This window comes from Embleya sp. NPDC020630, from assembly GCF_044334985.1.
In the GTDB taxonomy this organism is placed as follows: Bacteria; Actinomycetota; Actinomycetes; order Streptomycetales; family Streptomycetaceae; genus Embleya.
Genome location: NZ_JBIRUB010000004.1, coordinates 81148 through 106989, shown reverse-complemented (window position 1 = coordinate 106989; position 25842 = coordinate 81148). Strand labels below are relative to the sequence as shown.

33 protein-coding genes are annotated in these 25842 nt (G+C 70.8%); all 33 read left to right on the top strand.

The window, feature by feature from the left end:
* Positions 1–16: 16 nt before the first annotated feature.
* Positions 17–172 carry a hypothetical protein gene (locus ACH4XV_RS16235; protein WP_395790223.1) on the top strand — a complete coding sequence of 52 codons (156 nt, stop codon included), beginning with the start codon at positions 17–19 and terminating at the stop codon, positions 170–172.
* 9 nt (positions 173–181) lie between these two features.
* Complete coding sequence (locus ACH4XV_RS16230) at positions 182–478, top strand: hypothetical protein (RefSeq protein ID WP_395790221.1); 297 nt, start codon at positions 182–184, stop codon at positions 476–478.
* Positions 478–1170: a hypothetical protein gene (locus tag ACH4XV_RS16225; RefSeq protein WP_395790219.1), complete on the top strand. Its 693-nt coding sequence runs from the start codon at positions 478–480 to the stop codon at positions 1168–1170. The genes ACH4XV_RS16230 and ACH4XV_RS16225 overlap by 1 nt, the downstream gene beginning before the upstream one ends.
* Positions 1171–1187: 17 nt before the next feature.
* Positions 1188–1394 (top strand): hypothetical protein, encoded by a 207-nt coding sequence (locus ACH4XV_RS16220; RefSeq protein ID WP_395790217.1) that lies wholly within the window; start codon positions 1188–1190, stop codon positions 1392–1394.
* A gap of 66 nt (positions 1395–1460) precedes the next feature.
* Positions 1461–1763, top strand: coding sequence for a hypothetical protein (locus tag ACH4XV_RS16215; protein WP_395790215.1), 303 nt, complete (start codon positions 1461–1463; stop codon positions 1761–1763).
* Positions 1760–2008 carry a hypothetical protein gene (locus tag ACH4XV_RS16210; RefSeq protein ID WP_395790213.1) on the top strand — a complete coding sequence of 83 codons (249 nt, stop codon included), beginning with the start codon at positions 1760–1762 and terminating at the stop codon, positions 2006–2008. The genes ACH4XV_RS16215 and ACH4XV_RS16210 overlap by 4 nt, the downstream gene beginning before the upstream one ends.
* Positions 2005–2412 carry a DUF6221 family protein gene (locus ACH4XV_RS16205; RefSeq protein ID WP_395790211.1) on the top strand — a complete coding sequence of 136 codons (408 nt, stop codon included), beginning with the start codon at positions 2005–2007 and terminating at the stop codon, positions 2410–2412. The genes ACH4XV_RS16210 and ACH4XV_RS16205 overlap by 4 nt, the downstream gene beginning before the upstream one ends.
* A gap of 130 nt (positions 2413–2542) precedes the next feature.
* On the top strand, positions 2543–2833 hold the full coding sequence (locus tag ACH4XV_RS16200) for a hypothetical protein (protein WP_395790209.1): 291 nt from the start codon (positions 2543–2545) through the stop codon (positions 2831–2833).
* Complete coding sequence (locus ACH4XV_RS16195) at positions 2830–3045, top strand: hypothetical protein (protein ID WP_395790207.1); 216 nt, start codon at positions 2830–2832, stop codon at positions 3043–3045. Before ACH4XV_RS16200 ends, ACH4XV_RS16195 begins: the two co-directional genes overlap by 4 nt.
* 71 nt (positions 3046–3116) lie before the next feature.
* Positions 3117–3707: a DUF4352 domain-containing protein gene (locus ACH4XV_RS16190; protein WP_395790205.1), complete on the top strand. Its 591-nt coding sequence runs from the start codon at positions 3117–3119 to the stop codon at positions 3705–3707.
* Between the two features lie 317 nt (positions 3708–4024).
* Positions 4025–4351 (top strand): hypothetical protein, encoded by a 327-nt coding sequence (locus ACH4XV_RS16185; RefSeq protein ID WP_395790203.1) that lies wholly within the window; start codon positions 4025–4027, stop codon positions 4349–4351.
* A 951-nt stretch (positions 4352–5302) separates the two neighbouring features.
* Positions 5303–5746, top strand: coding sequence for a hypothetical protein (locus ACH4XV_RS16180; protein WP_395790201.1), 444 nt, complete (start codon positions 5303–5305; stop codon positions 5744–5746).
* A gap of 3 nt (positions 5747–5749) precedes the next feature.
* On the top strand, positions 5750–7378 hold the full coding sequence (locus tag ACH4XV_RS16175; RefSeq protein WP_395790199.1) for a terminase: 1629 nt from the start codon (positions 5750–5752) through the stop codon (positions 7376–7378).
* A gap of 18 nt (positions 7379–7396) precedes the next feature.
* Positions 7397–8794 carry a phage portal protein gene (locus ACH4XV_RS16170; protein WP_395790197.1) on the top strand — a complete coding sequence of 466 codons (1398 nt, stop codon included), beginning with the start codon at positions 7397–7399 and terminating at the stop codon, positions 8792–8794.
* A complete protein-coding gene (locus ACH4XV_RS16165) occupies positions 8778–9764 on the top strand; it encodes a hypothetical protein (protein ID WP_395790195.1) in 987 nt (328 codons plus the stop codon). Before ACH4XV_RS16170 ends, ACH4XV_RS16165 begins: the two co-directional genes overlap by 17 nt.
* 61 nt (positions 9765–9825) lie before the next feature.
* Entirely contained in the window at positions 9826–10485 is a 660-nt protein-coding gene (locus ACH4XV_RS16160) for a hypothetical protein (protein WP_395790193.1), read from the top strand.
* Positions 10482–10670, top strand: coding sequence for a ribosomal-processing cysteine protease Prp (locus ACH4XV_RS16155; protein ID WP_395790191.1), 189 nt, complete (start codon positions 10482–10484; stop codon positions 10668–10670). The genes ACH4XV_RS16160 and ACH4XV_RS16155 overlap by 4 nt, the downstream gene beginning before the upstream one ends.
* A gap of 3 nt (positions 10671–10673) precedes the next feature.
* Entirely contained in the window at positions 10674–11969 is a 1296-nt protein-coding gene (locus ACH4XV_RS16150; protein WP_395790189.1) for a hypothetical protein, read from the top strand.
* Between the two features lie 57 nt (positions 11970–12026).
* Positions 12027–12392 (top strand): hypothetical protein, encoded by a 366-nt coding sequence (locus tag ACH4XV_RS16145; RefSeq protein WP_395790187.1) that lies wholly within the window; start codon positions 12027–12029, stop codon positions 12390–12392.
* Between the two features lie 3 nt (positions 12393–12395).
* Positions 12396–13367: a DUF4082 domain-containing protein gene (locus ACH4XV_RS16140; protein ID WP_395790185.1), complete on the top strand. Its 972-nt coding sequence runs from the start codon at positions 12396–12398 to the stop codon at positions 13365–13367.
* An 11-nt stretch (positions 13368–13378) separates the two neighbouring features.
* The gene (locus tag ACH4XV_RS16135) at positions 13379–13762 is read left to right on the top strand and encodes a hypothetical protein (protein WP_395790183.1); all 384 of its coding nucleotides are present in this window, start codon (positions 13379–13381) and stop codon (positions 13760–13762) included.
* A 13-nt stretch (positions 13763–13775) separates the two neighbouring features.
* Positions 13776–14399: a hypothetical protein gene (locus tag ACH4XV_RS16130; RefSeq protein WP_395790181.1), complete on the top strand. Its 624-nt coding sequence runs from the start codon at positions 13776–13778 to the stop codon at positions 14397–14399.
* Entirely contained in the window at positions 14396–14746 is a 351-nt protein-coding gene (locus tag ACH4XV_RS16125) for a hypothetical protein (protein ID WP_395790179.1), read from the top strand. Before ACH4XV_RS16130 ends, ACH4XV_RS16125 begins: the two co-directional genes overlap by 4 nt.
* Positions 14746–15294, top strand: coding sequence for a hypothetical protein (locus ACH4XV_RS16120; protein ID WP_395790177.1), 549 nt, complete (start codon positions 14746–14748; stop codon positions 15292–15294). The genes ACH4XV_RS16125 and ACH4XV_RS16120 overlap by 1 nt, the downstream gene beginning before the upstream one ends.
* The gene (locus ACH4XV_RS16115) at positions 15291–15533 is read left to right on the top strand and encodes a hypothetical protein (protein ID WP_395790175.1); all 243 of its coding nucleotides are present in this window, start codon (positions 15291–15293) and stop codon (positions 15531–15533) included. Before ACH4XV_RS16120 ends, ACH4XV_RS16115 begins: the two co-directional genes overlap by 4 nt.
* Positions 15530–15925: a hypothetical protein gene (locus ACH4XV_RS16110; protein ID WP_395790173.1), complete on the top strand. Its 396-nt coding sequence runs from the start codon at positions 15530–15532 to the stop codon at positions 15923–15925. The genes ACH4XV_RS16115 and ACH4XV_RS16110 overlap by 4 nt, the downstream gene beginning before the upstream one ends.
* A 63-nt stretch (positions 15926–15988) precedes the next feature.
* Complete coding sequence (locus ACH4XV_RS16105; protein ID WP_395790171.1) at positions 15989–16540, top strand: hypothetical protein; 552 nt, start codon at positions 15989–15991, stop codon at positions 16538–16540.
* 76 nt (positions 16541–16616) lie between these two features.
* Positions 16617–16949 carry a hypothetical protein gene (locus tag ACH4XV_RS16100; protein ID WP_395790169.1) on the top strand — a complete coding sequence of 111 codons (333 nt, stop codon included), beginning with the start codon at positions 16617–16619 and terminating at the stop codon, positions 16947–16949.
* The gene (locus ACH4XV_RS16095) at positions 16892–17365 is read left to right on the top strand and encodes a hypothetical protein (protein WP_395790167.1); all 474 of its coding nucleotides are present in this window, start codon (positions 16892–16894) and stop codon (positions 17363–17365) included. The genes ACH4XV_RS16100 and ACH4XV_RS16095 overlap by 58 nt, the downstream gene beginning before the upstream one ends.
* A gap of 22 nt (positions 17366–17387) precedes the next feature.
* Positions 17388–22289, top strand: a complete 4902-nt coding sequence (locus tag ACH4XV_RS16090; protein WP_395790165.1) for a transglycosylase SLT domain-containing protein — start codon at positions 17388–17390, stop codon at positions 22287–22289.
* A gap of 1 nt (position 22290) precedes the next feature.
* On the top strand, positions 22291–24504 hold the full coding sequence (locus ACH4XV_RS16085) for a hypothetical protein (RefSeq protein WP_395790163.1): 2214 nt from the start codon (positions 22291–22293) through the stop codon (positions 24502–24504).
* Positions 24504–25607, top strand: coding sequence for a DUF5047 domain-containing protein (locus ACH4XV_RS16080; RefSeq protein WP_395790161.1), 1104 nt, complete (start codon positions 24504–24506; stop codon positions 25605–25607). Before ACH4XV_RS16085 ends, ACH4XV_RS16080 begins: the two co-directional genes overlap by 1 nt.
* Positions 25604–25834: a hypothetical protein gene (locus ACH4XV_RS16075; RefSeq protein ID WP_395790159.1), complete on the top strand. Its 231-nt coding sequence runs from the start codon at positions 25604–25606 to the stop codon at positions 25832–25834. Before ACH4XV_RS16080 ends, ACH4XV_RS16075 begins: the two co-directional genes overlap by 4 nt.
* Positions 25835–25842: the final 8 nt, after the last annotated feature.

Here is a 25842-nt window from a genome sequence, read left to right as displayed (position 1 = left end):
CCCCGACGGGAGCGTCATGCCGCTCGCCCTGGTGCTGCTGCCCAGCCTCGCCCTCATCGGCCTCCTGGCCGTGGCGCCGAGCCTGCCCCCGCGCACCGTCCACCGCCTCGCCTTCGAACTCGCGTGCATCTGGGCGGCCGTTGCTGCCGCCGCCGCGCTCTACACCCACTGAGGACCCGCCATGCAGCAGAACCTGTACGCACTCGCCGGCGACATGCTCGCCGCCCAGGTACCCACCGCCCCGACCACACCCACCGCCAGCGGCGGCGCCATCCTCACCGCCAACGTCGTCGCCGTCCTCGCCCTCTCCGCCCTCACCTGGTACAACGCCAAGCACAAGAAGGCCAGTTGGGCCCACCTCATCGTCGCCATCCTCCTCGGCGTCGCCCTCGGCTCCGGCACCGCCATCGGCAACTCCTGCCGGCAGATCATCAACTCCGGCGTCACCGCCCTCACCAACGTCGTCGGCTCCGTCTGATGCACCCCGTCGACCGCGCCGCGGCACACGTCCACCGGGCGGTCGACGGCCACCACACCCTGGTCGACCGCATCACCACCTGGGTCGCCGCCGAGGCGGCGGGCGCGGTCGAGCGGCGGCGGGCCATCGCCACCCGCAGCGGCATCCTCGCCGGCGGCGCACTCCTCGGCTGGCAGCTCGGCCCCGGCGGGCTCGCCGTCGCCACCCCGGCCTGGCTCGCCGCCGCCTGGTGGCACGGCCCGGCAGCGACCGAAGCGACCGACGAACCCAAGCCGGAGGCGCCGCCGCTCGACCCGGCCGCCGCCCGCCACCGCGACCTCACTGCCATCCGCCGAGCCATCGGCGACCGGCGCGGCATCCACCTCGCCGAGATCACCACCCGCCTCCAGGCCGCCGGCGTCCCCTGGGACACGGCCGACGTCCGCGCCTGGATCACCGGCCACGGCGTCCCCATCCGCCCTAAACTCCGGGTCGGCGGCAAGGCCGGCCGAGTCAACGCCGGGGTCCACGTCGACGACCTGGAGGCCGCCCTCAACCCCGCTCCCCAACCCGACCCCGACCCCTCTCCGGCCGGTGTAGCCGCAGGTCACGACGCGCTACACCCGCCGCTACACGCCGAGCTACACCCGACCCGACAGCAGTGCTACACCCTGGACGAAGAGCCCGAATGGCCTGGATCCGCAGCCACCTGACGCCAGGAGACAACGACATGACCACGTACCCCGCAGGCAGCCACCGCGTCACCGTCTGGTTCGAATGGGCGACCGGTGAAACCGGCGACTACGGCCTCAACTTGACCCACGCCGTGGACGTCACCCGCGAGCAGCTCGTCGACGAGGCGCTCCGGGTGATCACGACCGAACGCGGCCACGAATTCCCGCCTGGGCCCTATACCTGGCGAGCCGGGATTCGCTGACCCACTCCAGCTAGTCGGTCCGATACGAGAGGATCCGTCCATGGACACCACCACCCGGGAGGCGCCGTGACCGTCGAGTACGTCCGGGGTCTCGACGTGTTCCGCCACCACTGCCCGATCGACGTGTGCCCCTGGCATCACGACGAACCCACGGGTGGCGGCCCGCGTCGGTTCGCGGTCGACCGCCGACCGGACGGCACGCTCGACATCGGCGGGGCGATCAACCGGGACGTGGCCGAACGAGCCCAGCGGCGAGAAGCCATCGTCGAGGCGCATGCCGAGACGCACACGGCCATGGAGTGGGTCACCGAAGTGCGGCGGTTGCGTCGGGCGCTTGCGGTGGCCGAGCAGGAGAGCTGGCGGCCATGAACCCCCCGCAGATCCATGCGCGGTTCGTCGGCGGCCCGCTCCACGGCCGGGACTACCGAGGCCCCGTCGTCCACGTCCTTACGTGCGTCGATCCGACGGCGCCCATCGAGGCAGTCGCACCCGGCACTCACACCATGCCCGCGCGGCCGACCTGCACCTACCGCCTGGAGGACGGGCAGCACAGCGACGGCTGGTGCGCCTACCGGCACGTACCGGACGCGGCGGCATGTGAGGAAGCGACGTGACCGATGATCTGGTGGCGTTCCTCCGCGCCCGGCTCGACGAGGCCGCGCACGACGCCAACGCGGCAGCCAGCGAGATCGGCCCCGACTGGTACTACGACGCCGAGTCCGGCTCCGTGGCGTCGCGCCGCGAGCACGACATGGTTGCCACGGGCGCGCAGGATCAGTTGGGGCCGGAGCGTGGTGCACACATCGCCCGCCACGACCCCGCGCGCGTCCTCCGCGACGTGGCAGCCCGGCGGCGGATCGTCGAGAACTACACCAAGGTCTGCGGCTACGGCCGCGGCGGCTACACCCCACGGGACGAGGCGTACGTCCTCGCCGAAGGGGCGCTCGCGACGACCATCAAGATCCTCGCCACCGTGTACGCCGACCACCCCGACTACCAGGAGGCGTGGAAGCCCTAACCGCGCGCCGACTTGCGTGGTGATCACACCGGCGTCACACTCCTCTTGAGCGCAGTGCGCCCACATACACCCGAGAGCCCCGCAACCAGACACCTGGCGCGGGGCTCTCTGCATGCCCGAGGAGGTCGCCATGGACTACGACATGGACTACGACCCGGTCACCTTCCGGGCCGACGACTACACCACCGTCCGCGACATCGCCGACCAAGTCGGCGTCACCGAGGCGGCGGTACGCAAGTGGATCGAACGCCGAGGCATCAAGGCGGTCGGCCGATACCCGTTCCCTGACAACCGCAAGATCTACCGGGCTGACGACCTCGACATGGCGGAGGTTGCCACCAGGCTGAACGCGCCCGAGCGCGGCAACCCCGCCATCGCCGGCTGGCAGCGAATGAAGCGGGCCGCGCGGCGGGCGGCATGAGCGGCGACCAGCCCGCCACCTTCCTCGGCCACCCGATCGTCCCCGGCGCCTTCACCCGCGAGCGCTGCACCACCTGCGGCGGCGACACCGCCTGGTCGGCAACCCTCCACGTCCTCGCCTCACCCGACGGCGTCGGCGGCTGCACCATCGGCACGGCGCGAGGCTGCACCACCTGCGACAGCACCGACGAACCCGGACACGATCCGGGCTGAATCTGTGAACTCACCCACGCCGGGCGCCCGGTCGGGCGTAGCGTCCTCCGCATTCGACCCGTGGGGGGACCATGAAACACCGCACCACCGCAGCCCTGGCCGTCGGCGCCACGCTGCTCGCACTCGCCAGCTGCAACGACAGCAACAGCAGCAAGCCCGCCGCCCAGCCGCCCGGCGCCACCGCCCCCGCGGCGAGCGCACCCCAGGCCACCAAGGGAGGCGCAACCGCCACCCCCGCAGGCCCGCCCGCACCCGTCCCCATCGGCCAACCCGTCACCCTCCTCCGCGACGGCGGCAGCGGCATCACCATGACCGCCACCCAGACCCTGGACGTCGCCACCGGCACAGAACCCTCCGGCGCCGCCCCGGCAGGCAGCCGGCTCTACGCCGTCCAATGGCGCATCCAGGCATCCGGCACCCAGGCCATCAGCAGCTCACCCGCCATGGGCTCCACCGTCATCGACGACCAAGGCCAGCAATACCCGGTCCTCACCCGGGACATCACCGCCGGCCCGGCCATGCCGCTCAGCGTCAGCATCGCCGCGGGCGACAGCCGCACCGGGTGGGTCGTCTACGCCGTGCCCGCCGCGGCCAAGATCACCAAGATCCAGTACTCGCCGGGCCTCGGCCTCGCCGCCGACACCGGCACCTGGACCACCTGACACACCCCACAGACGGGGACGCCGCGGGCAGGCGAGAGCTGTCGCCCGACGCGGGCCGGCACCGGTGCGACTCCGGAACCGCGGCGCGCCCTGAAACCCCGAGGCCCCGGCACCCCCAGTTCGGGGCCTCGGTCATACCCCGACGCTCGGGCGGCGTCGGGCCGCAGGTGGGGCCGTCGAGCCACGCTCCGGCCCCACCAGCAACCCGCGGTAGAGCAGCCAGGACAGCTCGCCGACGCACACCATCAGTCGGAGGACGCCGGTTCGAATCCGGCCCGCGGCACCACACAGACCCGACCAACCAGCAGGGAGACGCCATGGCGCGCGGCACCATCACCCCCACCCAGGGCAGCCGAGCAGGCACCACGATGATCGCCGCCACTACCGGCGACGCCACCAACGGCCACCAGGTCGCCTACGACTCCCGGGTCGGCATCCTCGCCAAGAACACCGGGGCGACGTCGCACACCATCACCTTCCTGCCCAGCCGGTTGGTAGACGGGCAGTCCACCGCGGGCCGCGTCGAGACCCTGGCGGCAGGCGAGACCCAGCTGTTCTCGGGCTTCGACACCGCGGACTACGGCACCACCCTGCGGGTCGACGTCAACCACGCCGAGATCACCATCCAGGCCATCCGCCTCTGACCCGGCCCGCGGCAGCCAGACCACCCGAGTCGCGCGGGCCGGGCCGCAGGTCAGTCCCTGAACGAGCCGTCCGCCCGGCGCTGATGACGGCCCATCAGGTGGTGGCACTGCGGACAGTTCCGCATGAAGGTCGGCTTCACCACCCAGGCGAATGAGATCAAGTACACGGACTTGATCACCAGCTTGCCAACCAACGACTTCGTACACGTCTTGCAGTCACGACACCCGGCCACCACGCACCCCCAGCCCCGCGGCCACCCTGGCGGCGGGAGGCCAGCGTGCCGGCCGATCGGCGGGCACCGCGGGCACGTGATCAACCCGCAACCAGGCCGAGACAACCCACGCACAGCCGGGACAGCGTGAACCAACCGGATGGGGGATCGGATGCCGAGTCGCCGGGCGACCAGGGTCTGCTCCAGGCCCGGCTGCCCCAACCTCACCCAGGCCGGACGATGCAGCAACTGCCGCGCCCAGGCCGAGCGAGACCGAGGCAGCCCGACCGACCGCGGCTACGACCGAGACCATCGCACCAGGTTCCGCGCCGCAGTCCTGGCCCGCGACCCCGTCTGCGTCCTCTGCCACCAACAGCCCAGTCGGCACGCCGACCATCACCCGGTCGACCGGCGCGACCTGGTCGCCCAAGGCCTCGACCCCAACGACCCGGTCAGAGGCCGCGGGCTCTGCGGACCATGCCACAGCCGAGCCACCGCAGCCCACCAACCCGGCGGCTGGGCGGCCGACTGACCAGGCCCGGCGACCCCGGCCAGCTCGCGCCCACGCGCCCACCCGGGGGCCCGCCCCCGCGCCCGCGGGCACGTTGACCGCCGGGGAGGGGGATTCGTCGCTGTACGGGTCCCAGGCCCCCGGGCCGGGCCCGGACACCCCGAGCGACCCAGGCCGGACCCGCAACGGGCCGGTCGCACCGCGCCGCAACGGCGCCGAGGAGACACCATGCCCCCGCTGCCCAAGCCCGCTGCCACCAGGCAGCGCCGCAACCGCGCGTCGACCGCCCGCACCCTGGCGGGCCTGCCCGACGGGACGGTCGTGCCCGAGCTGCCGCCGATGCGCGAGTGGACCGAGCAGACCCGAGCCTGGTGGGCGGACGTATGGGCGTCGCCTATGGCCGGCGAGTTTGTCGACGGCCGCGCCGACATTCACGGCCTGTACGTGTTGGCGGTCCTGGTGGACGAGTTCTGGCAGGACCCCTCGACCGGCCTGGCCGCGGAGATCCGGCTGCAGCGGCAGTGCTTCGGGTTGACGCCGATCGACCGCCGCCGGTTGCAGTGGGAGATCGAGCGCGGAGAGGACGCCCAGGAGCGGACCCGCCGCCGCCGTGCCCAGCCTGCGCCTGCCGCCGCCCCGACCGACCCGCGGTCCGCGCTGCACGCGGTCTGAGCCGTGGGCATCCTGATGGTCCCGGCGCCGGACGCGGAGCCGTGGCCGACGCTGGGCCCCCAGGTGTGTGCGCTCCTGGAGGAGCGGTGCGTGCACGGGCCCGGGGACCTGCGGGGCGACGCGTACCGTTTGGACGACGAGAAGCGGGCGCTGATCTACCGGTGGTACGAGGTGTATCCCCAGGGTCACCCGAGGGCGGGTCGCCGCCGGTTCAAGCGGGTGGGTCTGTCGGTTCGCAAAGGCACGGCGAAAACCGAGTTGGCCGCGGCCGTTGCATTTGCCGAGCTGCACCCGGAGGGCCCGGTGCGGTGCGACGGGTTCGACGCCCGGGGCCTGCCGGTGGGGGTGCCGGTCCGGGACCCCTACATTCCAATGGTGGCGTACACCGAGGAGCAGACCTCGGACCTGGCCTACGGCGCCCTGTACGTGATGGTGACCGAGGGCGAGGACGCCGACCTGTTCGACCCGGGGCAGGAGCGCATCATGCGCATCGGCGGCGACGGCAAGGCCCAGGCGCTCGCGTCCTCGCCGGACTCGCGTGACGGTGCGCGAACGACATTCCAGCACTTCGACGAGACGCACCGGTTCACGCTGCCGCGGCTGCGCGAGTCGCATCAGACGATGCTGGCGAACATTCCAAAGCGGATGCTCGCCGATCCCTGGTCGCTGGAGTCGACAACAACCTACACGCCGGGCGAGGGCTCGGTGGCGGAGGGCACGCACGAGTACGCCGAGTTGGTCGCGGCGGGCAAGACGAAGGACAAGGCGCTGTTCTTCTTCCACCGCGAGGCATCGCCCCGGGCGGACGAAGACCTGGCCGACGACGCGCAATTGCGCGCCGCGATCCGCGAGGCGTCCGGGCCGAGCATCGCCGCCTGGCCGGACTTCGAGGGCCAGGTCGACTATGTGGCGTCGCTGTACAACCAGCCGGACACGGACAAGAGCTACTTCGAGCGCGTGTGGCTGAACCGGCGCGTGCAGGCCGGTCGCCAGGCGTTTGACCGTCAACGGTGGAAGGACCTGGCGCGACCGGGGCACGTGGTTCCGGACGGCGAGTTGATCGTGATCGGCTTCGACGGTGCACAGTTCCGGGACGCCACAGCCCTGGTGGCAACGGGTGTTGCCTCCGGGTTCCAGTGGCCCATCGGCATCTGGGAGTGCCCGCCGAACGCCGACGACTGGGAGTGCCCCGAGGCCGAGGTCGACGAGGCCCTGGTGGGTGCGTTCGACCGCTGGCAGGTGTGGCGGGTGTATGCGGACCCGCCGTACTGGGACGGCATGATCACCCGCTGGGTCGGCCGTTGGCCGGACCGGGTGCAGGAGTGGTGGACCAACCGGAACAAGGCGATGGCCTACTCGGTGCGCGCCTACGCCAGGGCCATGCAGGCCGGGGACGTCACGCACAGCGGCGACGAGGACTTCGCCCGGCACATCGGCAACGCGCGCCGCCGACGGCTGCGGCTGTTGGACGAGGACGCCCAACCGATGTGGTCGATCGAGAAGGAGCGGCACGACTCGCCGCTGAAGATCGACGGCGCCATGGCGGGTTGCCTGTCCTGGGAGGCGCGCTGCGACGCGATTGCCGCCGGCGCGAAGCCCAAGCCCAAGTCGCGGGTGATCGTGATGCGTTGACGTGAAGGTGGTGATGCCGTGCGCAACGAGTTGGAGTGGCTGACCCACCTGATCCGCCGCCACGACAAGGAGATCAAGGAACTTGAGGCCCTGGACGCCTACTACGAGGGCGAGCAGCCGCTGTCGTACATGGCGCCGGAGCTGATCCAGGAGTTGGACGAGCGCGTCCGCCAGGTCGTCATCAACTGGCCGCGGCTGGTGGTGGACAGCCTGGAGGAGCGGCTCGACGTCGAGGGGTTCCGGGCGTCGCAGCAGGCGGAGGCGGACGCGGATCTGTGGCGGATCTGGCAGGCGAACAACCTGGACGAGCAGTCGCAGATGGCGCACCTGGACTCGCTGGTGATGAAGCGGTCCTACGTGATCGTCGGTGCGAACGAAGCCGACCCGCGGACGCCGCTGATCACGGTCGAGTCGCCGCTGCAGGCGTTCACGGTCGACGACCCGCGGACGCGGAGGGTCGCCGCAGGGATCAAGCGGTGGACGCAGGACGACGGGGAGGGCGACGTCGAGCACGCCACGCTGTACCTGCCGATGGCAACGGTGTGGTGGGTCAAGGTCAAGGGCACGTGGGTCGAGGACGTCGAGCACAAGCGTGACGACCACGAGTTGGGCGAGTGCGCCATCGTGCCCCTGGTGAACCGCCGCCGCACGCACCGGTCCTGCGGGGTGTCCGAGCTGAAGGACGTCATCTCGCTCTCGGACGCCGCCTGCAAGATCGCCACGGACATGATGATCTCCGGCGAGTTCCACGCGATCCCCCGGCGCTACGCAATCGGCGTCGGCCCGGAGGACTTCGAGGACGAGAACGGCCGGCCCGTGTCCGCGCTGAAGCGCATCGCGGGCCGTATCTGGGCGATCGCCCGATCCAAGTCGGAGGGCGTGGAACTCGGCCAGTTCCCCGAGGCCGACCTGCGCAACTTTCACGCGACGCTCAACCAGCTCGCCGAGTTGGTCGCGTCCCTGGCCGGCCTGCCTCCCCACTTCCTGGGCAAGGCGACCGCCAACCCGGCCTCCGCCGCCGCGATCGACTCGTCGGAGACCAGGCTCGTCAAGCGCGCCGAACGCCGCCAGCGCTCTGCCGGTGGATCGTGGGAGCGGGTCATGCGGCTCGCGGCGCGCTTTCGCGACGGCGTGTGGTCCGAGGAGATGCAGTCCCTGGAGACGATCTGGCGCGACGCATCGACGCCGACGGTGGCCGAGGTTGCCGACGCCGTGGTCAAGAAGTTCCAGGTCGGCATCGTTCCCAAGCGGCAGTCCCGCGAGGACCTGGGGTACACGCAGGTACAGATCGCACGCATGGAGGAGGAGGACGAGCGCGAGGCCGAATCGGCACTCGGGCGGATCCTGGGCGGCGACATCACCGCGATGACCGGCCCGAAGCCCCCACCGCCGGTGCCCGATGACGTCGCCGCCTGAACCGGCCGAGGCCCGCTACCGGGAGGCGGCGGCGGTGACCACCTCGGCAATGCAGCAGGCACGCGACGCCTACGCGCAGATGCTGCCCGCACGGATCCTGACCGACATGGCCGGCGAATCCGGGCGGCAGATCCTCGGGGCCGTCATCGCGGCCCAGGTGGCCATGGCCAGGACCGCCCAGCAGTACGTCGCCGCGTGCATGGCCGGGGGCGGGGTGCCGTCCGTGCCGGTCGCAACGTTGAATCCTGCGGGTTTCGCCGGGATCGCCAGCGACGGCCGCCCCCTGGGGTCGCTGCTGTTCATCCCGGCGATCACCGTGGCCCAGCGGCGCGCGGCCGGGGCGTCCGACGAGGAGGCCATGGCGGCCGGGTTGATCCAGATGGCCCGGATCGTGGAGACGCAGATCGCGGACGTCGACCGATCCTCGACCCAGGTAGCCATGGGCGTCGAACGGCAGGGCCTGCACTACGCCCGGGTGGTGCACCTGCCCGCGTGCGCCCGGTGCATCATCCTGGCCGGGCAGTCGTACTCGACGACCGAGGGCTTCGAACGCCATCCGGGCTGCGACTGCACCATCATGCCGGTCACCGACGAGCAGTGGGCGCAGATGGACGGCCCCCGCGCCCTGTTCGATTCGATGGACAAGGCCGCCCAGGTGCGGGCCTTCGGCATCGCGGGCAGGCAGGCGATCCTCGACGGCGCGAACATGAACGCGGTGGTCAACGCCCGCCGCGGCATCTCGACGGCGACGGTCCACGGCCGCCGCCTGCAGGTTACCGACGAGGGCATCACGCCCCGCGGCTTTGCGGGCCAGCGGCTTGGGAACTTCGCCGTCGAGCAGGGGCGCCGGTACACGGTGTCGACGACTCCACGGTTGATGCCCGAGGAGATCTACCGGATCGCGGACGACCGCGAGGAGGCCCTGCGACTGCTCCACCGGTACGGCTACATCCTCCAGCAGCCGACCTGACGCATCACCAGGCCGTGCCCGCAAGGGGCCGGCATCCGATCCCGCAACGGGAGACATCACCATGACCAGCATCCGACGGCACTGGTTCGACCTGGGCCGACACGACGACGATCCCGCGCCCGAGGTCGAGCCCGACCCCGGCGCCGCGGCGACCGAGACCACCGAGGACGACGAGCCCGAAGGCGCCGATCAACTCGGCGACAAGGGCAAGCAGGCACTCGATCGCATGAAGGCCGAGCGCGCCGCCGCGAAGAAGGAGGCGGCGGACGCCAAGCGCGAGGCCGCGGCCTTGGCGCGCAAGGTCGCCGACTTCGAGGATCGGGACAAGAGCGAGTTGGAGAAGGCGACCGCGAAGGCGGAAGCCTCGGCGGCCCGCGCGGACAAGGCCACCCAGCGGGCAGTCCTCGCCGAAGTGAAGGCGGCCGCCGCCGACTTCGCCGACGCCGAGGATGCCGCGGCCTTCCTGGATCTGACCCGGTACACCGACGATGCCGGCGACATCGACACCGAGGCGATCCGCACCGACCTCGACGCGCTCCTGCAGCGCAAGCCGCACCTGCGCAAGGCAACGGCGGCTATCGAACCCGAGAAGAAGACCCCGCGGCCGGACCCCGGACAGGGCTCGCGCGAGCCTGTGCCGCCGGCCGACTACCGCACCGCCACCCGCGACGACCTGGCCGCCGAGTTGGCGAAGGTCGCGCCCGGCTTCCGACTGCGTTGATCCGGATCCGCGCCCGGCTGGGCGACGGCAGCACCCGCATCGAGGTGTCCGGCCACGAGGGTCACGTCGAGGACGGACGCGTGTGTGCCGCGGTGTCGGCCATCACCCAAACCGCGCTGCTCGGCCTGGAGGCCGTGGCCGCGCAGCACCCGGACCTCGTGTCCGTCGAGATCACACAGGAGTAATCGATGACCCTGACCGCCATGCGGCCGTGGTTCCGGCTCGACCGGCACGACGTCCGCTCCACCGTTCCCGCCGCGATCCGCGCGATGATGCAGAACGGCATGCTCGACCGGGTGTTCATGGAGGCCCTGCGGCCCGAGTTCATCTTCCCGGCGATCGCGGACGCCGAGCCGTGGCAGGGCGGCCTGGGCGACACGAAGACGTTCACCCGCAAGGGCCTGCTGGCGCCTGCAACGTCCGCGATCACCGGGTCGGACCCGTCGGCGGCGACCTACGCGCTGGAGCAGTGGTCCGTCACGATGGACCAGTACGGCAACAGCGTCGACACGAACATGCTCACGTCCGCCATGGCCCTGGCCAGCAAGTACCTGGCGGACGTGCAGACCCTGGGCGTGAACGCCGGGCAGTCGATCAACCAGATCTGCCGGAACAAGCTGTACGCGGCCTACGCCGGCGGCCGGACCTGGGCAACCGCCGCGGCGACCACGGACACCTCCCTCGTCGTCGAGTCGGTGGCAGGGTTCACGCACGTCATGGTCAACGGCGTCCTGACGCCGGTGTCCGCGTCGAATCCGCTGACGGTGTCGATCGAGGGCGTTGCGAACACCGTGACGGGCGTCAACGTCGGCACCAAGACACTGACGCTGGGCACCACGCGGGTGGACGTCGTGGGCGACTACGTGGTGGCGGCGAACGCTCCGACCACGGTGCGTCCCACCGGCGACACCGCCTACGACCTGGGCACCTCGAACGTCGCCACGTTCGCCATGTTCCGGGCGGCGGTCACGCGGCTGCGGAAGATGAACGTGCCGACGATCGGCGGCTACTACGTCGCACACATCGACCCCGACACCGAGGCCCAACTTTTCTCCGACTCCGACTTCAAGCAGGCCCTGCAGGGCCGGGTGGACTCCCCGATCTACACGGACCTGTCGATCGGCCGCTTCGGCGGGATCGACTGGGTCCGCAACCTGGAGGCGCCGACTCTGCTCGGCGGGTCGACCGGCACGGTCACCGTGCACCGGCCGATCGTTCTGGGCGCGGGCGCGATGGTCGCGGCGCCGTTCGACGACACCGGGAACCTGCTTGCGGGCACCGGCGTCGAGGATGTCCCGGACATCTCCATGATCGAGGTCGCCCCCGGCGTCTCGGTCGCGCGGATCGTGCGCCCGCCGTCCGACCGCCTGCAGCAGGTCCTGTCGACCTCGTGGTCCTGGGTCGGGGACTACGGCGTCCCGTCCGACTCCACGACCGGCGACGCGGCGCTGTACAAGCGCGCCGTGGTCCTCGAACACGCCTGATCCGGCCGATCGGGGCACGGCCGCGCACCGTGCCCCGGGCCGAACAGAGGAGGACCCATGCGCGTGAAGACGACCGAGCCGCTCAGGCCCTACTACAACTACGCCCTGGTCGACCTTGCGGAGGGTGAGGAGGTCAGCGGCGGCCTCGCCCTGTACCTGCTCCAGACCGGGTCGCCTGTCGAACCGCTGGACGACGCCGCGCGAGACGTGCTCGCCGCCGCCGAGGAACCCGGAGCGCCGGCGCCGGACGATCTCGACATCACCGCTTCGGTGCCCGAGATCCTGGCGTGGGTCGGCGACGACCGCGCCCGCGCAGAGCAGGCCCTGGCCGCCGAAAAGGCATCGCGAGACAGGCCCCGGACCACGCTGACGCAGCGCCTCGACGAGATCCTCGCCGAGCAGGAGACCGACCCCCAGGAGTGATCCATGGCGGTCAACATGCTGTGGGCCGCGACCGATGGTCCGGCCACCGTCGAAGACTCGGTTCCGATCAGCCTGGGCACCGAGTTCTCCGTCACCAGTCCGGCATGGCTGACCGGCTTCCGGGTTTGGCGGGCCGTCACCGGCGATTCGGGTATCACGTGCGCTGCCTTCGCGGTGGGCGCCGGGTCGCCGATGCCGGGCAGTTCGGTCAGCGTGCCGGACGGCGGGACGGGGTGGCAGACGGTCACACTCGGGTCGGCTCTCCCGCTGACGCCCGGCGTTCGCCACATCGCCACCGCCCACCACCCCTTGCGCTACTCAGGCACAGGCGGTTACTGGCTCAGTGGCCAGCCCGGTGGCTCGGGGTTCACCGTCGGGAACCTGCGCGCCCCGTCGGACGCCGAGGTTGTTGCGTCGCCGATCGGCCAGGGTCGGTACGTGCTGGGCAGTTCGATCGCCGAGCCGACCGAGACCTATCAGGGCGCGTGTTACTGGATCACGCCGATCACCACGGACGAGGATCCGGCGGGTTCCACGGCCGTCGGGTCGGCCACGTTCGGCGGGTTGGCGAGCGGGGTGCGCGCTGTGGTCGCCGCCGGCTCCGCGACGGCTGTGGGCAGCGGTTCGGTGGCAGGCGCTCGAACGGCGGTTGCCGCGGCGGTCGGTGCGGCGTCCAGCGGCGGATCGGCGGACGGGCTCCGCGCCGCCATCGCCGCCGCAAGCGGATCCGGCTCGTCGGAGGGATCGGCCGACGGGGGCCGCGTTGCCGTAGCCCTGGCCGTCGGTACCGCAGAATCCTCCGCCGCGGCAGTGGGCTCTAGGACGGCCGTCAGCACGGCTACTGGCGGGGCGGCCGGGGCGGGGCTGGTCGACGGCGATGGGCGTACCGCAGTCGGCAGCGGCATTGCGGCTGGCCTGGCCACCATTCACCCGCTGATCAGGAGGCCCCGACGGGGCGTCATCCATCGGCCCTGAAGGGAGTTCACATGGCTGGGAATCTGCCCGACACGATCGAGGCCGGGCTACTCGACCACCTGCACGGTGTGGCGACGCTGACGATTGCGGGGCCGCTGAAGTGCCGGCTCATGACGGCGGCGGGAAGCGACAGTGTGGCTGGTACCGAGGTGGCGGGCGGGTCCTATGCCGCGCAGACAATCGCGTTCAGCGCGGCGTCGAGCGGGGCGACCAGCAACTCCGGTGCCCTGTCGTACACGTCGATGCCCGCCTGCACGGTGGTGGGCGTCGAGATCTGGGACAGCAGCGGCACGCCCAAGCGGCTGTGGTACCTGCCGCTGTCGTCGTCGAAGACCTTGCAGGCCGGCGATACCTTCAGCCTCGCCGCCGGCGCGGTTACCGTCTCGCTCGACTGAGAGGCGGTCCCGCATGAGCCTGCCTCCCCTCGCTGCCGGCGTGGACCTGGCGACGTACATGCAGCGCGACATCGACCTGGCCGCCGCCGAGCTGGCGCTCCGGTCGGCGTCCGCGACGGTCCGCCGCTGGACCAAGCAGACGATCACCTTCGTCTCCGACGACACCATCACGCTCGTCGGCGGGGACAAGATCCTGGCAATGCCACAGCGGCCACTCGTGGTGGACGACGACCACCCGCTGAGGGTCGTCGAACTCCTCGATGGCACCACCGAACAGCCCGCCGTCGAGGATCGTGACTTCACCCGGGTCGGCAACGAGCTCACCCGGGGCCAGCCGAACTACCTGAACACCCGGATTGCAGGCTGGCCGTACCGGCGAACCCTAGGTGTGTGGACGCCGCGGGTGCGGGTTACGTACTCGCACGGCTACGTGGACGTCCCGGACGACGTGATCGGGGTGGTCCTCGACTTGGCCGCGGCGACGCTCAACAACCCGGATCGCCTGCGGTCGGAGACGGTCGGCGGCGAGTCGGTCACCTACACCGTGGAGACGTTCGGCACGGGTTCGCTCACCGCGTCGCACCGGGAGACGCTGTCGTTCCTCCGGCGCCAGGTCGGATCGGCCAGGCAGTCGTGAGCGGCATGTATGCGCAGACCGTCGTCATCGTCAGGGCCCCGCTGGTAGCGGACAGGTACGGATCCGAGCAGCGCGACTGGGATGCGGCGACACGCACCGAGGTGTCCGGGGTGAACGTCCAGCCGGCGTCCGCCCCCGCGCAGTCGACGGAGTACATCACCGACCGGCAGACGACCGCCACCGGCTACCGGCTGTACACGCCGCGCGGGATGGATCTGGACCTCCAGGAGACGGATCGGGTCGAATACGCCGGGATGACGCTGGAGGTCGACGGCAAGGTGGGCCGTTGGCCCAGGCCGGGCGGCGGGGTGCATCACGTCGAGGCCGAGCTGATGGAGGTGGACTGATGCCATCCCAGTTCATCCGGAACCCGGCGCTGTTCTCCGAGTTGGCCCGCTCCGACGGTGTGCGCGACGTCCTCAAGGCCCGCGCCGACGCGGGCCACGCGAGGCTGCTCGCCACCGCACCGTCGTACTCCGGGCCCACGTGGTCGCCCTCGCGCACCCGGTCCGGCGAGTACGCGGCGATGTCGTTCTCCCACTCGGTGATGGCGACGACCGGATGGCGGGCCCGGTACGGGTCCGACGCCCCCTGGACCATGCAGGTCGAACTGGGCACCGGCAAGCGCAAACGCACCAGGCGCAAGGTAACCAAGCGGGTACCGGTGGTCGACCTGACCAAGCGGCTCGGCTCCCCGGTGGATCTGACGAAGGGCGTGAGCCTGACCAAGGGCCGCCGCAGGGGTTCCGGCGGCGGCGGTGGTGGCCGAGGCGGTACTCGCACGATCACCACGTACATCACGACGTCGCGGCGGACACGTCCGCAGGGCGGCTACAACCTCCGCACCAGGGTCATGTATCGGTCCCTGCTGAGTTTGAAGGTGAGAGTCCGATGACCCGTATTCGGCTGGCGCACTGGTACGACGGCCATGCACCGGGCGACGAGATCGACGTCGACCCCGAACGGGCCCGCGCGCTTCGGCGGGACGGCCGGGTGGCCGAGGTGCTGGCGACGCCCCACGACGAGGGAGGGCAACCGCCGCCCACGCCGGTCGAAGCCGTCAACGAGAGTCGCGAACCGGAGCCCGTGATCACCGCGTCCAAGCGCGGCCGGAAGGCGGAGTCCAGCGAGTGACCGATCCCGTCGTCATGTTTCCCGACGGTGAGGCCCTGGCGGTCGCGTTCCTCACGCCGCGACTGCCCGGTGTGACGGTCGTGTCGGAGTGGCCGGAGGACCTGGCCGAGCATCTCCCGGTGGTGGCGGTGTCCCGGGTCGGCGGCTCCACCGAGTTGAGGTTCGTCTTCGAGGATGTCGTCCTGGACTTCGACGTCCTGGCGGCGACCAAGGCCAGTGCCCAGGATCTCGCCCAGTCGGTGCGCGCGCTGCTGATGACCGCACCGTCTCATCCGCCGCCGGGCGCCCGCATTTACAGCGTTACCGACGACGCCCTCGTCTGGGGCCCGGACCCGGTGACCGAACTCCCGCGCTACGTCCTCACGATGACCTTGCGCGTCCGCCCCGCATAACCCCCCAGTCACTCCCGCCGGCGGTTGTCGAGCGGGCATTTCGGCATGCCCCAGGAGGCAGCAATGGCGTTCGAGGAAGAAAACGTCCGGGCCGCGATCAACGGCAACATCTACATCGCCCCCAAGGGCACGGTCGCCCCGGTCGACCTCGTCAGCGCCTGGGGTCCGGGGTGGGTGGACCTCGGGTACCTGTCCGAGGACGGCGTCGAGATGAACTACTCCACCGAGACGACCGACATCCCCGTGTGGCAGAGCCTGTCGCCGGTCCGCAAGATCCTCACGGGCGTGGACCTGACGCTCGCGTTCACGGCCATGGAGCTGAAGAAGGCCGCCGTGACGCTGTACTTCCCGTCCTCGTCGATCAACACCACGGGCGGCGTGTCCACCCTGGCGATCCCTTCGGCACCGGCTCCGGACGAGCGGGCGATCGGCTTCGAGTGGGTCGACGGGGCCATCACGAATCGCTTGGTCGTGGCACGCTCCGAGGTCACCGAGCGCGGCTCGATCACCTTCAGCAAGTCCGGCGCATCCTCGCTCAACATGACCGCCTCGGCCTACGCCACCTCCGCGCCGGAGATCGCCACCTGGCTGAGCAACGACCCGTCCTGGGCGTGACCCCCTGATGTCCGCCCGGTCCGGCCGCGGGTCCGGGCCGGGTGGACCACAACCCGCTACCCGCTGGGAGATCACCATGGCCACCAAGTCGACCCCGACAGTCGAAGTCGTCTCGCTCGACGCGCTCGCCAAGCAGAAGCGCGACGCCCTGCCGGACCCGGTGACGTTCGAGCTGTTCGGCGTCACCTTCACGCTGCCGCCGTTCAAGTCCTTGCCGTTCGACGTGCAGGAGCGCGTGGCCGGCCCCGAGGACATCATGGGCATCATGCGCCTGACCGTCGGCGAGGAGAAGCTCAAGGAGATGATCGCCGCCGGCTTCACCGTCTCCGAGGCCGAACTCATCGGCGAGGAGTGGCAAAAGCGCAACGGCCTGGAGCCGGGGGAATCGCAGGCCTCGCCTACCTCCTGAGGGAGCACGGCGAGGCCATCGAGGCCGATCTCCTGCGCTACTACCGGGTGGACCTTCTCGACCTGTACCGGGGCGAGATGTCCTGGCGCCGGCTGCGGGTGCTGATCCGCTACCTGCCGCCCGAATCCGCGACCGCCCGGGTGCTGCAACCGCGCGACGCCGCGGACGAGTTCTGGTCGGCGCCGATGGACCGGCGCATGGGCGCCTGGTTGATCAACGCGGCGCGCGAGACGACCTTCGCCACGATCGTCATGAACGGCGATCCGCGGAAGGTCAAGAAACTCAAGCCGCCGAAACCGATCGGACCCGACGTCGAGGACGACAAGCCGGGCAAGGGCGTCATCCGATTCGGCGGCCGGCACGGCTCCGGAGCCAAGCAGCTGGCCGGGGTATTCGGTCGGCCTCAAGCAAGCTGAACCAGGGCGGGGGTGACTCCTCGTGCCGGGTGCAGGCGTGCTCGTGGGGCGCGGATACATCGAGATCCGCCCGGAGTTCGTGGGCGACTGGGACCGCCGTCTCAACAACCAGACCGCCCGATCCGGCACCAACGCGAGCAACTCGTTCAGCAAGGCGTTCGGCAAGGGGCTCAGCGGTCTCGGCACGATCGTCAAGACCTCCCTGGCCGGCGCGGGCATCGCGGCGGCGGGCACGGGCCTGCAGCAACTCACCGTTGCCCTCGCCACGGCGTCCGCCGTCGCCGCCCCGGCCCTGGCCACGATCGGCACCGCCGGGGCGGCGCTCGGCGTCGGCCTCAAGGGCGTAGGCGCGGCGTTCAAGGCATTCGACAGCGGCGCCCAGGACGCGGCCAAAGCAGCCGCGGCGACACGCGCGGTCGAGTCCGCCCAGCGCGCGCTCGCCAAGGCCCAGGCCGGCGTCGCCGATGCGCGCGCGAGCGCCGCCCGCCGCGTACGGGACGCCGAGCAGTCCCTGCGGGACGCCCAGCGAGACGAACTCGAAGCACAGAAAGACCTCACGACCGCACGCCGGGATGCGTCCCGGCAACTCGAAGACATGAACGCCCGTCTCGCCGATGGGGCGCTGGACCAGCGCGAAGCGGCGATCCGGGTACGCGAGACCCAGGACGAACTCAACGCCGCCCGGGCCTCGGGTGATCAACTCGCCATCGAGAAGGCCCAGCTCGCCGCCGACAAGGCCAAGCAGTCGGCCGCCGAGCAGAGCACCGCGTACAAGCGGCTCCAAGCCGACGCCGCAGCAGCCAACAAGGCCGGCATCGAGGGCAACGAGGGCGTTCTCGCGGCCAAGGACAAGGTGGCCGCCGCCGACCGCCGTGTCGCCTCTGCCCAGCAGGGCCTGACAGACGCCCAGATCGACGGCAACAAGCAGATCCGCGACGCCCAAGAGGCGGTCGCGGACGCTGCTCGCGCGCTCGCCGACGCCCAGACTGCCGCAGCGTCCCAGACGAGCGCGGTCGCTACGGCCATGGCCAAACTCACGCCGTCGGCGCGCGAGTTCGTCCTGGCCGTCAAGGAACTGGGCCCCGCCTGGGGCGAGGTTCGCAAGGCAACCCAGGAGAACTTGTTCACCGGCCTGGCCGCGTCGTGGCGTGAGATGTCCACGCAGATCATCCCGGACGTCCGCGACGGCCTCGCAGGAGCGGCGACACAGCTCGGCGCCATGGCGCGTGGGTGGATGGCCGCCATCACCGAGATGTCCCGCCTCGGCACTCTGCGGGCCATGTTCGACGGCACCAACGTGGCGCTGGCGAACCTGGCCAAGTGGCCGGCCGAGGCGACGCGCGGGTTCATCCAGCTCAGCGTCGCGGCCACGCCCGCGTTCGAGCGGATGACAGCCGCCGCCGGGGCAGCGAGCACGCGCCTGTCGAAGCGGATGGATGAGGCGTTCGCGAACGGCGCGATGGAGCGCGGCATCGAGTCCGGCATCAAGGTCCTGCACTCCTTCGGGGAAGTGCTCGGCGGCATCGGCCGAATCATCGCCAACGTCTTCTCGGCCGCCAACGCCTCGGGCACGCAGGTCCTGGGCCTGCTCGGCAAGGGCATCGCCGAGCTCGTGCGGATCACGGAACTGCCGCAGGTCCAGGCGGCACTGAGCAAGATCTTCACCGCCATGGGTCAGGTCGCCACGGCAACGGTCCAGGTCGTCGGCTCGATCATCCAGGCCGTCCTACCGCTGTTCGCCGCAATCGCCCCGGTGATCGGCCAGATCGCCACCGTCGTGGGACCGGCGCTCTCGCAGATGGCGGCCGCTCTGGGCCAAGCCCTGATGCCGATCGTCCAGGCAGCCGGCCCGTTGCTCCAGGTGATCGCCGGCGCACTCGTCCAGGCGCTCACCGCAGTGACGCCGCTGTTCGGCCCGATCGGCCAGGTATTGGGGCTGCTGGTCTCGATCGGCACGAGCGTCCTGGGCCCGGTGCTCGGCGTTGTGGTGCAGCTCGTCCAGCAACTGGCCGGGCCGCTGACCACCATGATCCAGGCCCTCGTGCCGGTGATCAGCCTGCTGGGCTCAGCGTTCTCGCAGGTCCTCGGCGCGCTGATCCCCACGCTCCAGCCGCTGATCCTGGCGTTCGGCCAGATCGCCAGCATCATCGGCGTCTTCCTCGTCGGCGCGCTCCAGCAGGTCATGGCAGCGGTCACGCCGCTGATCCCGGTGCTCGTGACGCTGGCCACCACGGTGGTCGGCGCCCTCGTCAACCTGCTCCCGACGCTGTTCCCGCTCATTCAGATCGTCGCCGACGCGTTCATGTCGGTGCTGCAGGCAGTGCTGCCGCTGATCCCTCAGCTCATCCAGCTGGAAGTCACGGTCCTGCAGGCGTTCCTCACCCTGCTGCCCGCGATCGCCCCGCTGCTCGTGGCGGTCGCACAGGCGGCGGCCGGAATCGTCACGGCGATCGTGCCGCTGATCCCGGTCGGCGTGCAGCTGGTGACGTCGGTGCTCGGCGCCCTGGTGCCGATCCTCCCGACGATCGCCAAGACCGTGGGCATCCTCGCGCAGGCATTGATCGCGCTGCTGCCGCCGGTGGTCGACATCGTCGGTCGGCTCGCCGGCGACCTGGTGCCAATCATCAAGGACCTGACACCGACACTGACCGAGGTCGCGCGCGTGATCGCGTCAGGGCTGGGGAAGATCCTGCCGACCCTGGCGCAGGCATTCGTCCAGCTGGTCACGGCGGCGATCCCGATCCTGCCGGTGGTGGGCCAACTCGCCGGGATGCTGGTGCAGCTCGGCGGCGACGTCCTCGGCCAGTTGATGCCGTCGCTGGTGCAGCTGATCGACGCGGCGGTGACCCTGGTCGTCGCGTTGCTGCCGTTGATCCCGCCGCTGGCGACGATCATCGGCTTGGCCGTGACGCTCGCGGTCACCACGCTGGCGACGCTCCTGCCGCCGCTGGTCACCCTGGCCGGGTGGCTGGTCGAGGGGCTGGCGTGGTCGCTCGGCGTGGCCATCTCGGCGGTCGCGGAGACGATCAACTGGTTCGCGACCCTAGGCACCACGGCCAGCGACCTGTGGTGGACGATCTCGCAGGTGTTCCAGTGGATCGGCGCGGCTGCGTCGTCCCTGTGGTCCGACCGGATCCAGCCCGCGATCAGCTCGATCATGGGCGGGCTCGCGTCGTTCGGCAACGGAGTGCGGGCCCTGTGGGACGAGAAGATCTGGCCCGTCTTCAGCTGGATCGGCAACAAGGTCGCCGACACGCTGCACGGGATCGAGTCCGGGTTCCAGTCCACCGTCGACGCGGTCGGTCGAATCTGGGTCGGCCTCCAGGAAGTGGCCGCCGCGCCGGTGCGGTTCGTGGTCGACAAGGTCTACAACAGCGGCATCCGCAGCGTGTGGAACTTCGTCGCTGGCAAGGTCGGCCTCCCGACGCTCGACGCAGTCCAGCTCGGTTTCGCCCGCGGCGGTGTCGTACCGGCGGGCGCCTACGGCGTCCTGCCCGGATACGCGCCGGGCCGGGACACGATGCTCGCGGCGGTGTCGCCGGGTGAGGCGTGGCTGCGACCTGAGGCGGCCCGGTGGCTGGGTCGCGACGGCGTGGACGAGATCAACTACCGGGCCCGGACCGGCAACCTGCCAGCGTTCGGGTTCGGCGGCATCGTCGGGTCGGTCGTCGACAAGGTCAAGGGCGGGATCAAGAGCATCCCTGGCGTGGGCAGCGTCATCGACAAGATCGGCGAAGTCGTCCGCGGCGGCCTGGCGAAGGCGGCCGAGATCGGAATGGCACCGATCCGCGCGCTGATCAACTCCATGCCGGGCAGCAGCGATTGGGCGAACGCGATCAAGAAACTCCCGCTCGCCGGGATCGACGCCCTGATCGACAAGCTCAAGGGCCAGGACGCCGCCGACATGGGCGGCGCGCAGGTCGCGAAGGCGCTCGACTGGGCCCGGACCCAGGACGGCAAGCCCTACCAGTGGGGCGGTAGCGGCGATCCGAGTTGGGACTGCTCGGGCTTCATGGCGGCAATCGAGTCGGTGATCCTGGGGCAGGCGCCGCACCGAAAGTGGACGACGTTCGACTTCCAGGGTTCGCAGGCGCCGGCCGGCTGGAAGAAGGATCTGGACGCCCCGTTCAAGATCGGCATCACCAACAACGGCGTCGGCCACACGGCCGGCACCCTGGCGGGCGTCAACGTCGAGAGCCGGGGCGGCGACGGCATCATCGTCGGTACCCGGGCGCGCGGCTGGAACGACTCGCTATTCCAGGCCCACTACGGCTTCATGCCGTCGATCCAGAGCGCGGGCGGCCCGGTCCCGACCGGGCAACTCCTGGCGTGGATCGACGCCGCGCTGTCGGCGACAGGTACGCCGCCGCCGGGGACGCTCGACCAGTGGCGGTCGGGCATGGCCACGCTCATCGGGCGTGAGTCCGGCGGCAACCCCAGGGCGATCAACACGACCGACTCCAACGCCAGGGCGGGCATCCCGTCGCAAGGGTTGGCGCAGGTCATCCCGCCTACGTTCGCTGCCTACCGCGTGGCATCGCTGGCGAACAACATCCTCGACCCGGTGGCGAACATCGCCGCGAGCATCAACTACATCAAGTCGCAGTACGGGAACATCAGCGGCGTCCAGCAGGCCAACCCGAATCTGCCTCCCACGGGCTACGACAGCGGCGGTTGGCTCCAGCCCGGCGACACCTTGGCGATGAACCGGACGGGCGCCCCGGAGCCGGTGCTGACGTCGGGTCAGTGGGCCACGATGCAGCGCGCCGCAGCCGCCGGTACGACGGGCGGTCTCCAGCCGGGTGACGCGCTGTCCCTGGTGATCGAGGACGGCGTGACCGTCCGCGCCTACGTGGACAGCCGGGTCGACGCGGGCGTCGCCCGCGAGGCGCGTCACCTCGACCTCGGACCGAAGGGCTGGTGACATGGGCATCATCAGCAACCTCCTCCCCGCGGATGACGCGGGCCTGGAGGGGTCGATCGGGTCGTGGACGGCAGGCAGCAACACCACCGTTGCCCGTGTCACCACCCAGGCGCTGGTCGGCACGGCCTCGCTGCGGCTGACGTCGACGGCCGCCGGGGCCATGTCGGCGTCGACCGGCAAGGTCGCGGTCGCACCGAACACCACCTACATGGGGTTCTGCTACGGCGCGAACGTGGCGTCGGCGAGCGGCCGGATCCTGTCGGTGCGCATCGACTGGTACACCAGCGGCGACGTGTTCATCTCGTCCAGCACGACGACGAGCACATGGACGCTGGGCAATAACACCAGTTGGTCGAACACGGTTCTGTCGATTGCTACTTCGCCAGGTACCGCCGCGAAGGCGGCACTGACCGTCATGGTCACAGCGGGCATTACGGCCGGCGGTCAGCAGGTCGTGTTCGACGCGATGGGCTTGGGCTTGCCTTCGGCAATGCCCGGCAACGTCCTGCCGTACCTCACCGAGTCGGTCGAGATGGATTCGTCCGGCTGGTCGGCAACTACGAACTGCACGGTTGCCCGTGCGGGCGGCGCCGCCGAGGGTGCCTACTGCCTGGGGCTGACGTCCACGGCGTCGGGCTCGACCACGGCGACGACCGCCGCCCGGTGGCCGGTGACGGCGGGCGTCGAGTACGAGATCGCGACCAGGGTGGTGTGTCCGGCGGCCGGGCGGACGCTGGTAATCGAGGCGCGCTGGTACACGGCGATCACCGGCGGGACGTTGCTGTCGACGACGAGCCGGACAGTGACGACGCAGGACCCGGCGTCGTGGGAGCGGTGGACGACGATCGCGACCGCTCCGGCGACGGCCACGCATGTCGAGATGCGGCTGCGGCCGACCGCGACCGGGGCGTCCGAAAACTGGTACTTCGACCAGATGGTGGTCAGGCCGACGTCGGCGGCGCTGGTCGCCGGGAACCTGCTGCCGTACTCGGTGCAGTCGGCCGAGGTGGACGTGACCGGCTGGTCGGCGGTGACGAACTGCACGCTGGCTCAGTCGGTTCCGGCCGATCCGGTTCTCGACGGCGGGCGATCCCTCAAGGTCACCGGCACCGCTGCGGGCCAGGCCCGTGTGCAGGCCGCCGCCCTGGTGCCCGTGACGGCCGGGCTGTACTACGTGGCGAAGCAGTGGCATTACGGCGCCGCCGCCCACCAGGTGTGGACGGACATCGACTGGTACGCCAGCGACGGCACGACCTACCTCGGCCACGGGTTCCCCGACCAGGACGCGGCCAGCACGGCCGGGCAGTGGCGGTTCAACGCGATCGGCCGCCTGGCGCCGCCGGGGGCCGCCTTCGCCCGGGTGGTGTCGCTGCCGCAGGCCGCCACGCCGGGCCAGGTCTTCTTCCTCGACCAGCTCAGCCTGGTGCAGTCCACGGCCCCGTACATCCTGACACCGCATCAGGACACGGCGAGCGTGACGATCCAGCTCAACAACCTGGCGTTCCCCGGGACGGTGACGCTCACCCGGGTCCATCCGGACGGGTCTCGTCACCCGGTGCGGGCGATCGGCGGCGACGCAGTCAGCCTGGCGACTACGGGCACGACGATGATCTTCGAGGACTACGAGGCCCCGCTCGGCGTGACGATCCACTACGTGTACGCGTCCGGGTCGTCGACGACCGGCACCTACGACGTGACCGTGCCGCCGCCCGACGAGCCGTACATGCTGTGGCTCAAGGACCCGGGGCAGCCGGCGCGCAACCTCTGCCTGATGGCGCGGTCGACGAGCGCCTGGTCCCGCAAGGTCGACCGCGGCACGTATCCGGTGCGGGGCGCGCGGATGCCGGTGGTCGTCTCGGATGTGCGGACCTCCCGCGAGGGATCCGTGCAGGTGTACACGCGGAGCGCATCCGAAGAGGCCGCGGCAGACTGGCTGTTCGACACGGGCGTGGTCCTCCTGCTCCAAGGCCTGAACCTCGGCAGCGTGTACGTGAGCATCGGCGATACCGACAACGCCCCGGTGGACGCGGACGGTTCGGACCCGTGGCGGTTGTGGACGCTGCCTATCACCGAGGTGGACCGCCCGGTCGGCGGCATGGCCGGCACGGCGGGCCGCAGTTGGCAGACGGTGCTCAGCGGATACGCCACGTGGCAGTCGGTGCTGGACCACTACGACACCTGGCTGGGTGTCCTCACCGGAGTGGAGGGCACCTGATGCAGTTGGTCTCGCCGAACTTCCTCGCCTCCCTGGTGAGCAACTACCGGCTGGCGGCGCGGGTCGACGCCCATCTCGGCGCCACGCTCCTGCTGGGCAACTTGCCCTACTCGGCGGGGAGCGTGACTGCGGACCGAGGGAACAAGATCTCGCGGTCGCTCAGCCTCACGATCTCCGACATCGCGCTGATGCCGCGGGCTTCGGGCGACGCCCTGGCGGTGTACGGCAACACCATCCGGGCCTACCGCGGTGTCAGGTTCACCGACGGCACGGAGGAGGTCGTCCCGGTCGGCGTGTATCGGATCGAGGACCCGCAGGGGGACCGCGATCTCGGGCCGATCACCCTCACGGGCAAGAGCCTCGAATGCGCGGTGTCCGACGAGCCGTTCCTCACGCCGTTCACCACGTCCCTGTACGGGTCGTGCTCGCTTGCGATCGAGGCCCTGATCGTCGGAGCCCTGCCCGACGCGATCGTCACGAACGAGGCGACGGCGGACCCGCCGCCTGCCACGGTGACGTGGGACGACCAGGACGACCGGTGGGATGCCGTCGAGTCGCTCGCCGCCGCCATGGGCGCGGAGTGCGCGTGCGGTCCGGACGGCACCTTCTACATCCGGGACCTGCCGGACCTGGCGACGGCAACCCCCGTGTGGGAGGTCCTCGCCGGGGACGGCGGCGCCCTGGTGTCGTCGACCACCGGCATGGACCGCACGAAGTTCAAGAACGGGTGGCTGGTCACGGGCGGGAACGGGGCCGACAACGCACCGCCGGTCTCCAGCCTGGTGGTGGACGACGACCCGCTGAGCCCGACGCGGTGGGGCGGCCCAATGGGGCACGCACAGGGACGGGTGCAGTCGTCGCTGCTGACGACGATCGCCCAGTGCGCAGTGCTCGCCGAGTCGCGACTGCGCGACAGCCTGGGCGTGACGTCGGCCATCTCGCTCAAATCCGTACCGAACGCCGCCCTGGAGCCGGGGGATTGCATCCGGGTCCGGTACGCCGACGGCTACGCGGAGCTGCACATTGTGCAGTCGATCACGATGCCGCTCACGGCGAGCGGCGATTTCACCCTGACCACGTACTCGCGGAAGGACACGTCGTGAGGTTCGCGAAGGCGGTGGCCAGGGCGGTGGCGTCAGGCCCGGTCGGCGACCGCTCCGAGTGGGTGACCGTTTCGGCCGTCAATGGCGACGGCACGGTCGACGTCACCGCGCCGGGCGGCACGATCCCGTCGGTGACCTGCCTGTACGCCAGTCCGGCGATCGGACACATGGTCGTCATGGTGCGCATGGCCGGCGGCGACCGCTACATCCCCGGCAAACGTCCCTGAGGAGGCAC

Excerpts from the sequence above, each read along its gene's own strand:
- ACH4XV_RS16150 (WP_395790189.1), top strand. The coding sequence starts at position 10,674 with ATGACCCTGACCGCCATGCGGCCGTGGTTCCGGCTCGACCGGCACGAC.
- ACH4XV_RS16165 (WP_395790195.1), top strand. The coding sequence starts at position 8,778 with ATGACGTCGCCGCCTGAACCGGCCGAGGCCCGCTACCGGGAGGCGGCG.
- ACH4XV_RS16200 (WP_395790209.1), top strand. The coding sequence starts at position 2,543 with ATGGACTACGACATGGACTACGACCCGGTCACCTTCCGGGCCGACGAC.
- ACH4XV_RS16210 (WP_395790213.1), top strand. The coding sequence starts at position 1,760 with ATGAACCCCCCGCAGATCCATGCGCGGTTCGTCGGCGGCCCGCTCCAC.
- ACH4XV_RS16085 (WP_395790163.1), top strand. The coding sequence starts at position 22,291 with ATGGGCATCATCAGCAACCTCCTCCCCGCGGATGACGCGGGCCTGGAG.
- ACH4XV_RS16135 (WP_395790183.1), top strand. The coding sequence starts at position 13,379 with ATGGCTGGGAATCTGCCCGACACGATCGAGGCCGGGCTACTCGACCAC.
- ACH4XV_RS16105 (WP_395790171.1), top strand. The coding sequence starts at position 15,989 with ATGGCGTTCGAGGAAGAAAACGTCCGGGCCGCGATCAACGGCAACATC.
- ACH4XV_RS16115 (WP_395790175.1), top strand. The coding sequence starts at position 15,291 with ATGACCCGTATTCGGCTGGCGCACTGGTACGACGGCCATGCACCGGGC.
- ACH4XV_RS16160 (WP_395790193.1), top strand. The coding sequence starts at position 9,826 with ATGACCAGCATCCGACGGCACTGGTTCGACCTGGGCCGACACGACGAC.
- ACH4XV_RS16130 (WP_395790181.1), top strand. The coding sequence starts at position 13,776 with ATGAGCCTGCCTCCCCTCGCTGCCGGCGTGGACCTGGCGACGTACATG.
- ACH4XV_RS16145 (WP_395790187.1), top strand. The coding sequence starts at position 12,027 with ATGCGCGTGAAGACGACCGAGCCGCTCAGGCCCTACTACAACTACGCC.
- ACH4XV_RS16235 (WP_395790223.1), top strand. The coding sequence starts at position 17 with ATGCCGCTCGCCCTGGTGCTGCTGCCCAGCCTCGCCCTCATCGGCCTC.
- ACH4XV_RS16080 (WP_395790161.1), top strand. The coding sequence starts at position 24,504 with ATGCAGTTGGTCTCGCCGAACTTCCTCGCCTCCCTGGTGAGCAACTAC.
- ACH4XV_RS16140 (WP_395790185.1), top strand. The coding sequence starts at position 12,396 with ATGGCGGTCAACATGCTGTGGGCCGCGACCGATGGTCCGGCCACCGTC.
- ACH4XV_RS16220 (WP_395790217.1), top strand. The coding sequence starts at position 1,188 with ATGACCACGTACCCCGCAGGCAGCCACCGCGTCACCGTCTGGTTCGAA.
- ACH4XV_RS16195 (WP_395790207.1), top strand. The coding sequence starts at position 2,830 with ATGAGCGGCGACCAGCCCGCCACCTTCCTCGGCCACCCGATCGTCCCC.
- ACH4XV_RS16190 (WP_395790205.1), top strand. The coding sequence starts at position 3,117 with ATGAAACACCGCACCACCGCAGCCCTGGCCGTCGGCGCCACGCTGCTC.
- ACH4XV_RS16230 (WP_395790221.1), top strand. The coding sequence starts at position 182 with ATGCAGCAGAACCTGTACGCACTCGCCGGCGACATGCTCGCCGCCCAG.
- ACH4XV_RS16100 (WP_395790169.1), top strand. The coding sequence starts at position 16,617 with ATGGCCACCAAGTCGACCCCGACAGTCGAAGTCGTCTCGCTCGACGCG.
- ACH4XV_RS16185 (WP_395790203.1), top strand. The coding sequence starts at position 4,025 with ATGGCGCGCGGCACCATCACCCCCACCCAGGGCAGCCGAGCAGGCACC.
- ACH4XV_RS16180 (WP_395790201.1), top strand. The coding sequence starts at position 5,303 with ATGCCCCCGCTGCCCAAGCCCGCTGCCACCAGGCAGCGCCGCAACCGC.
- ACH4XV_RS16120 (WP_395790177.1), top strand. The coding sequence starts at position 14,746 with ATGCCATCCCAGTTCATCCGGAACCCGGCGCTGTTCTCCGAGTTGGCC.
- ACH4XV_RS16225 (WP_395790219.1), top strand. The coding sequence starts at position 478 with ATGCACCCCGTCGACCGCGCCGCGGCACACGTCCACCGGGCGGTCGAC.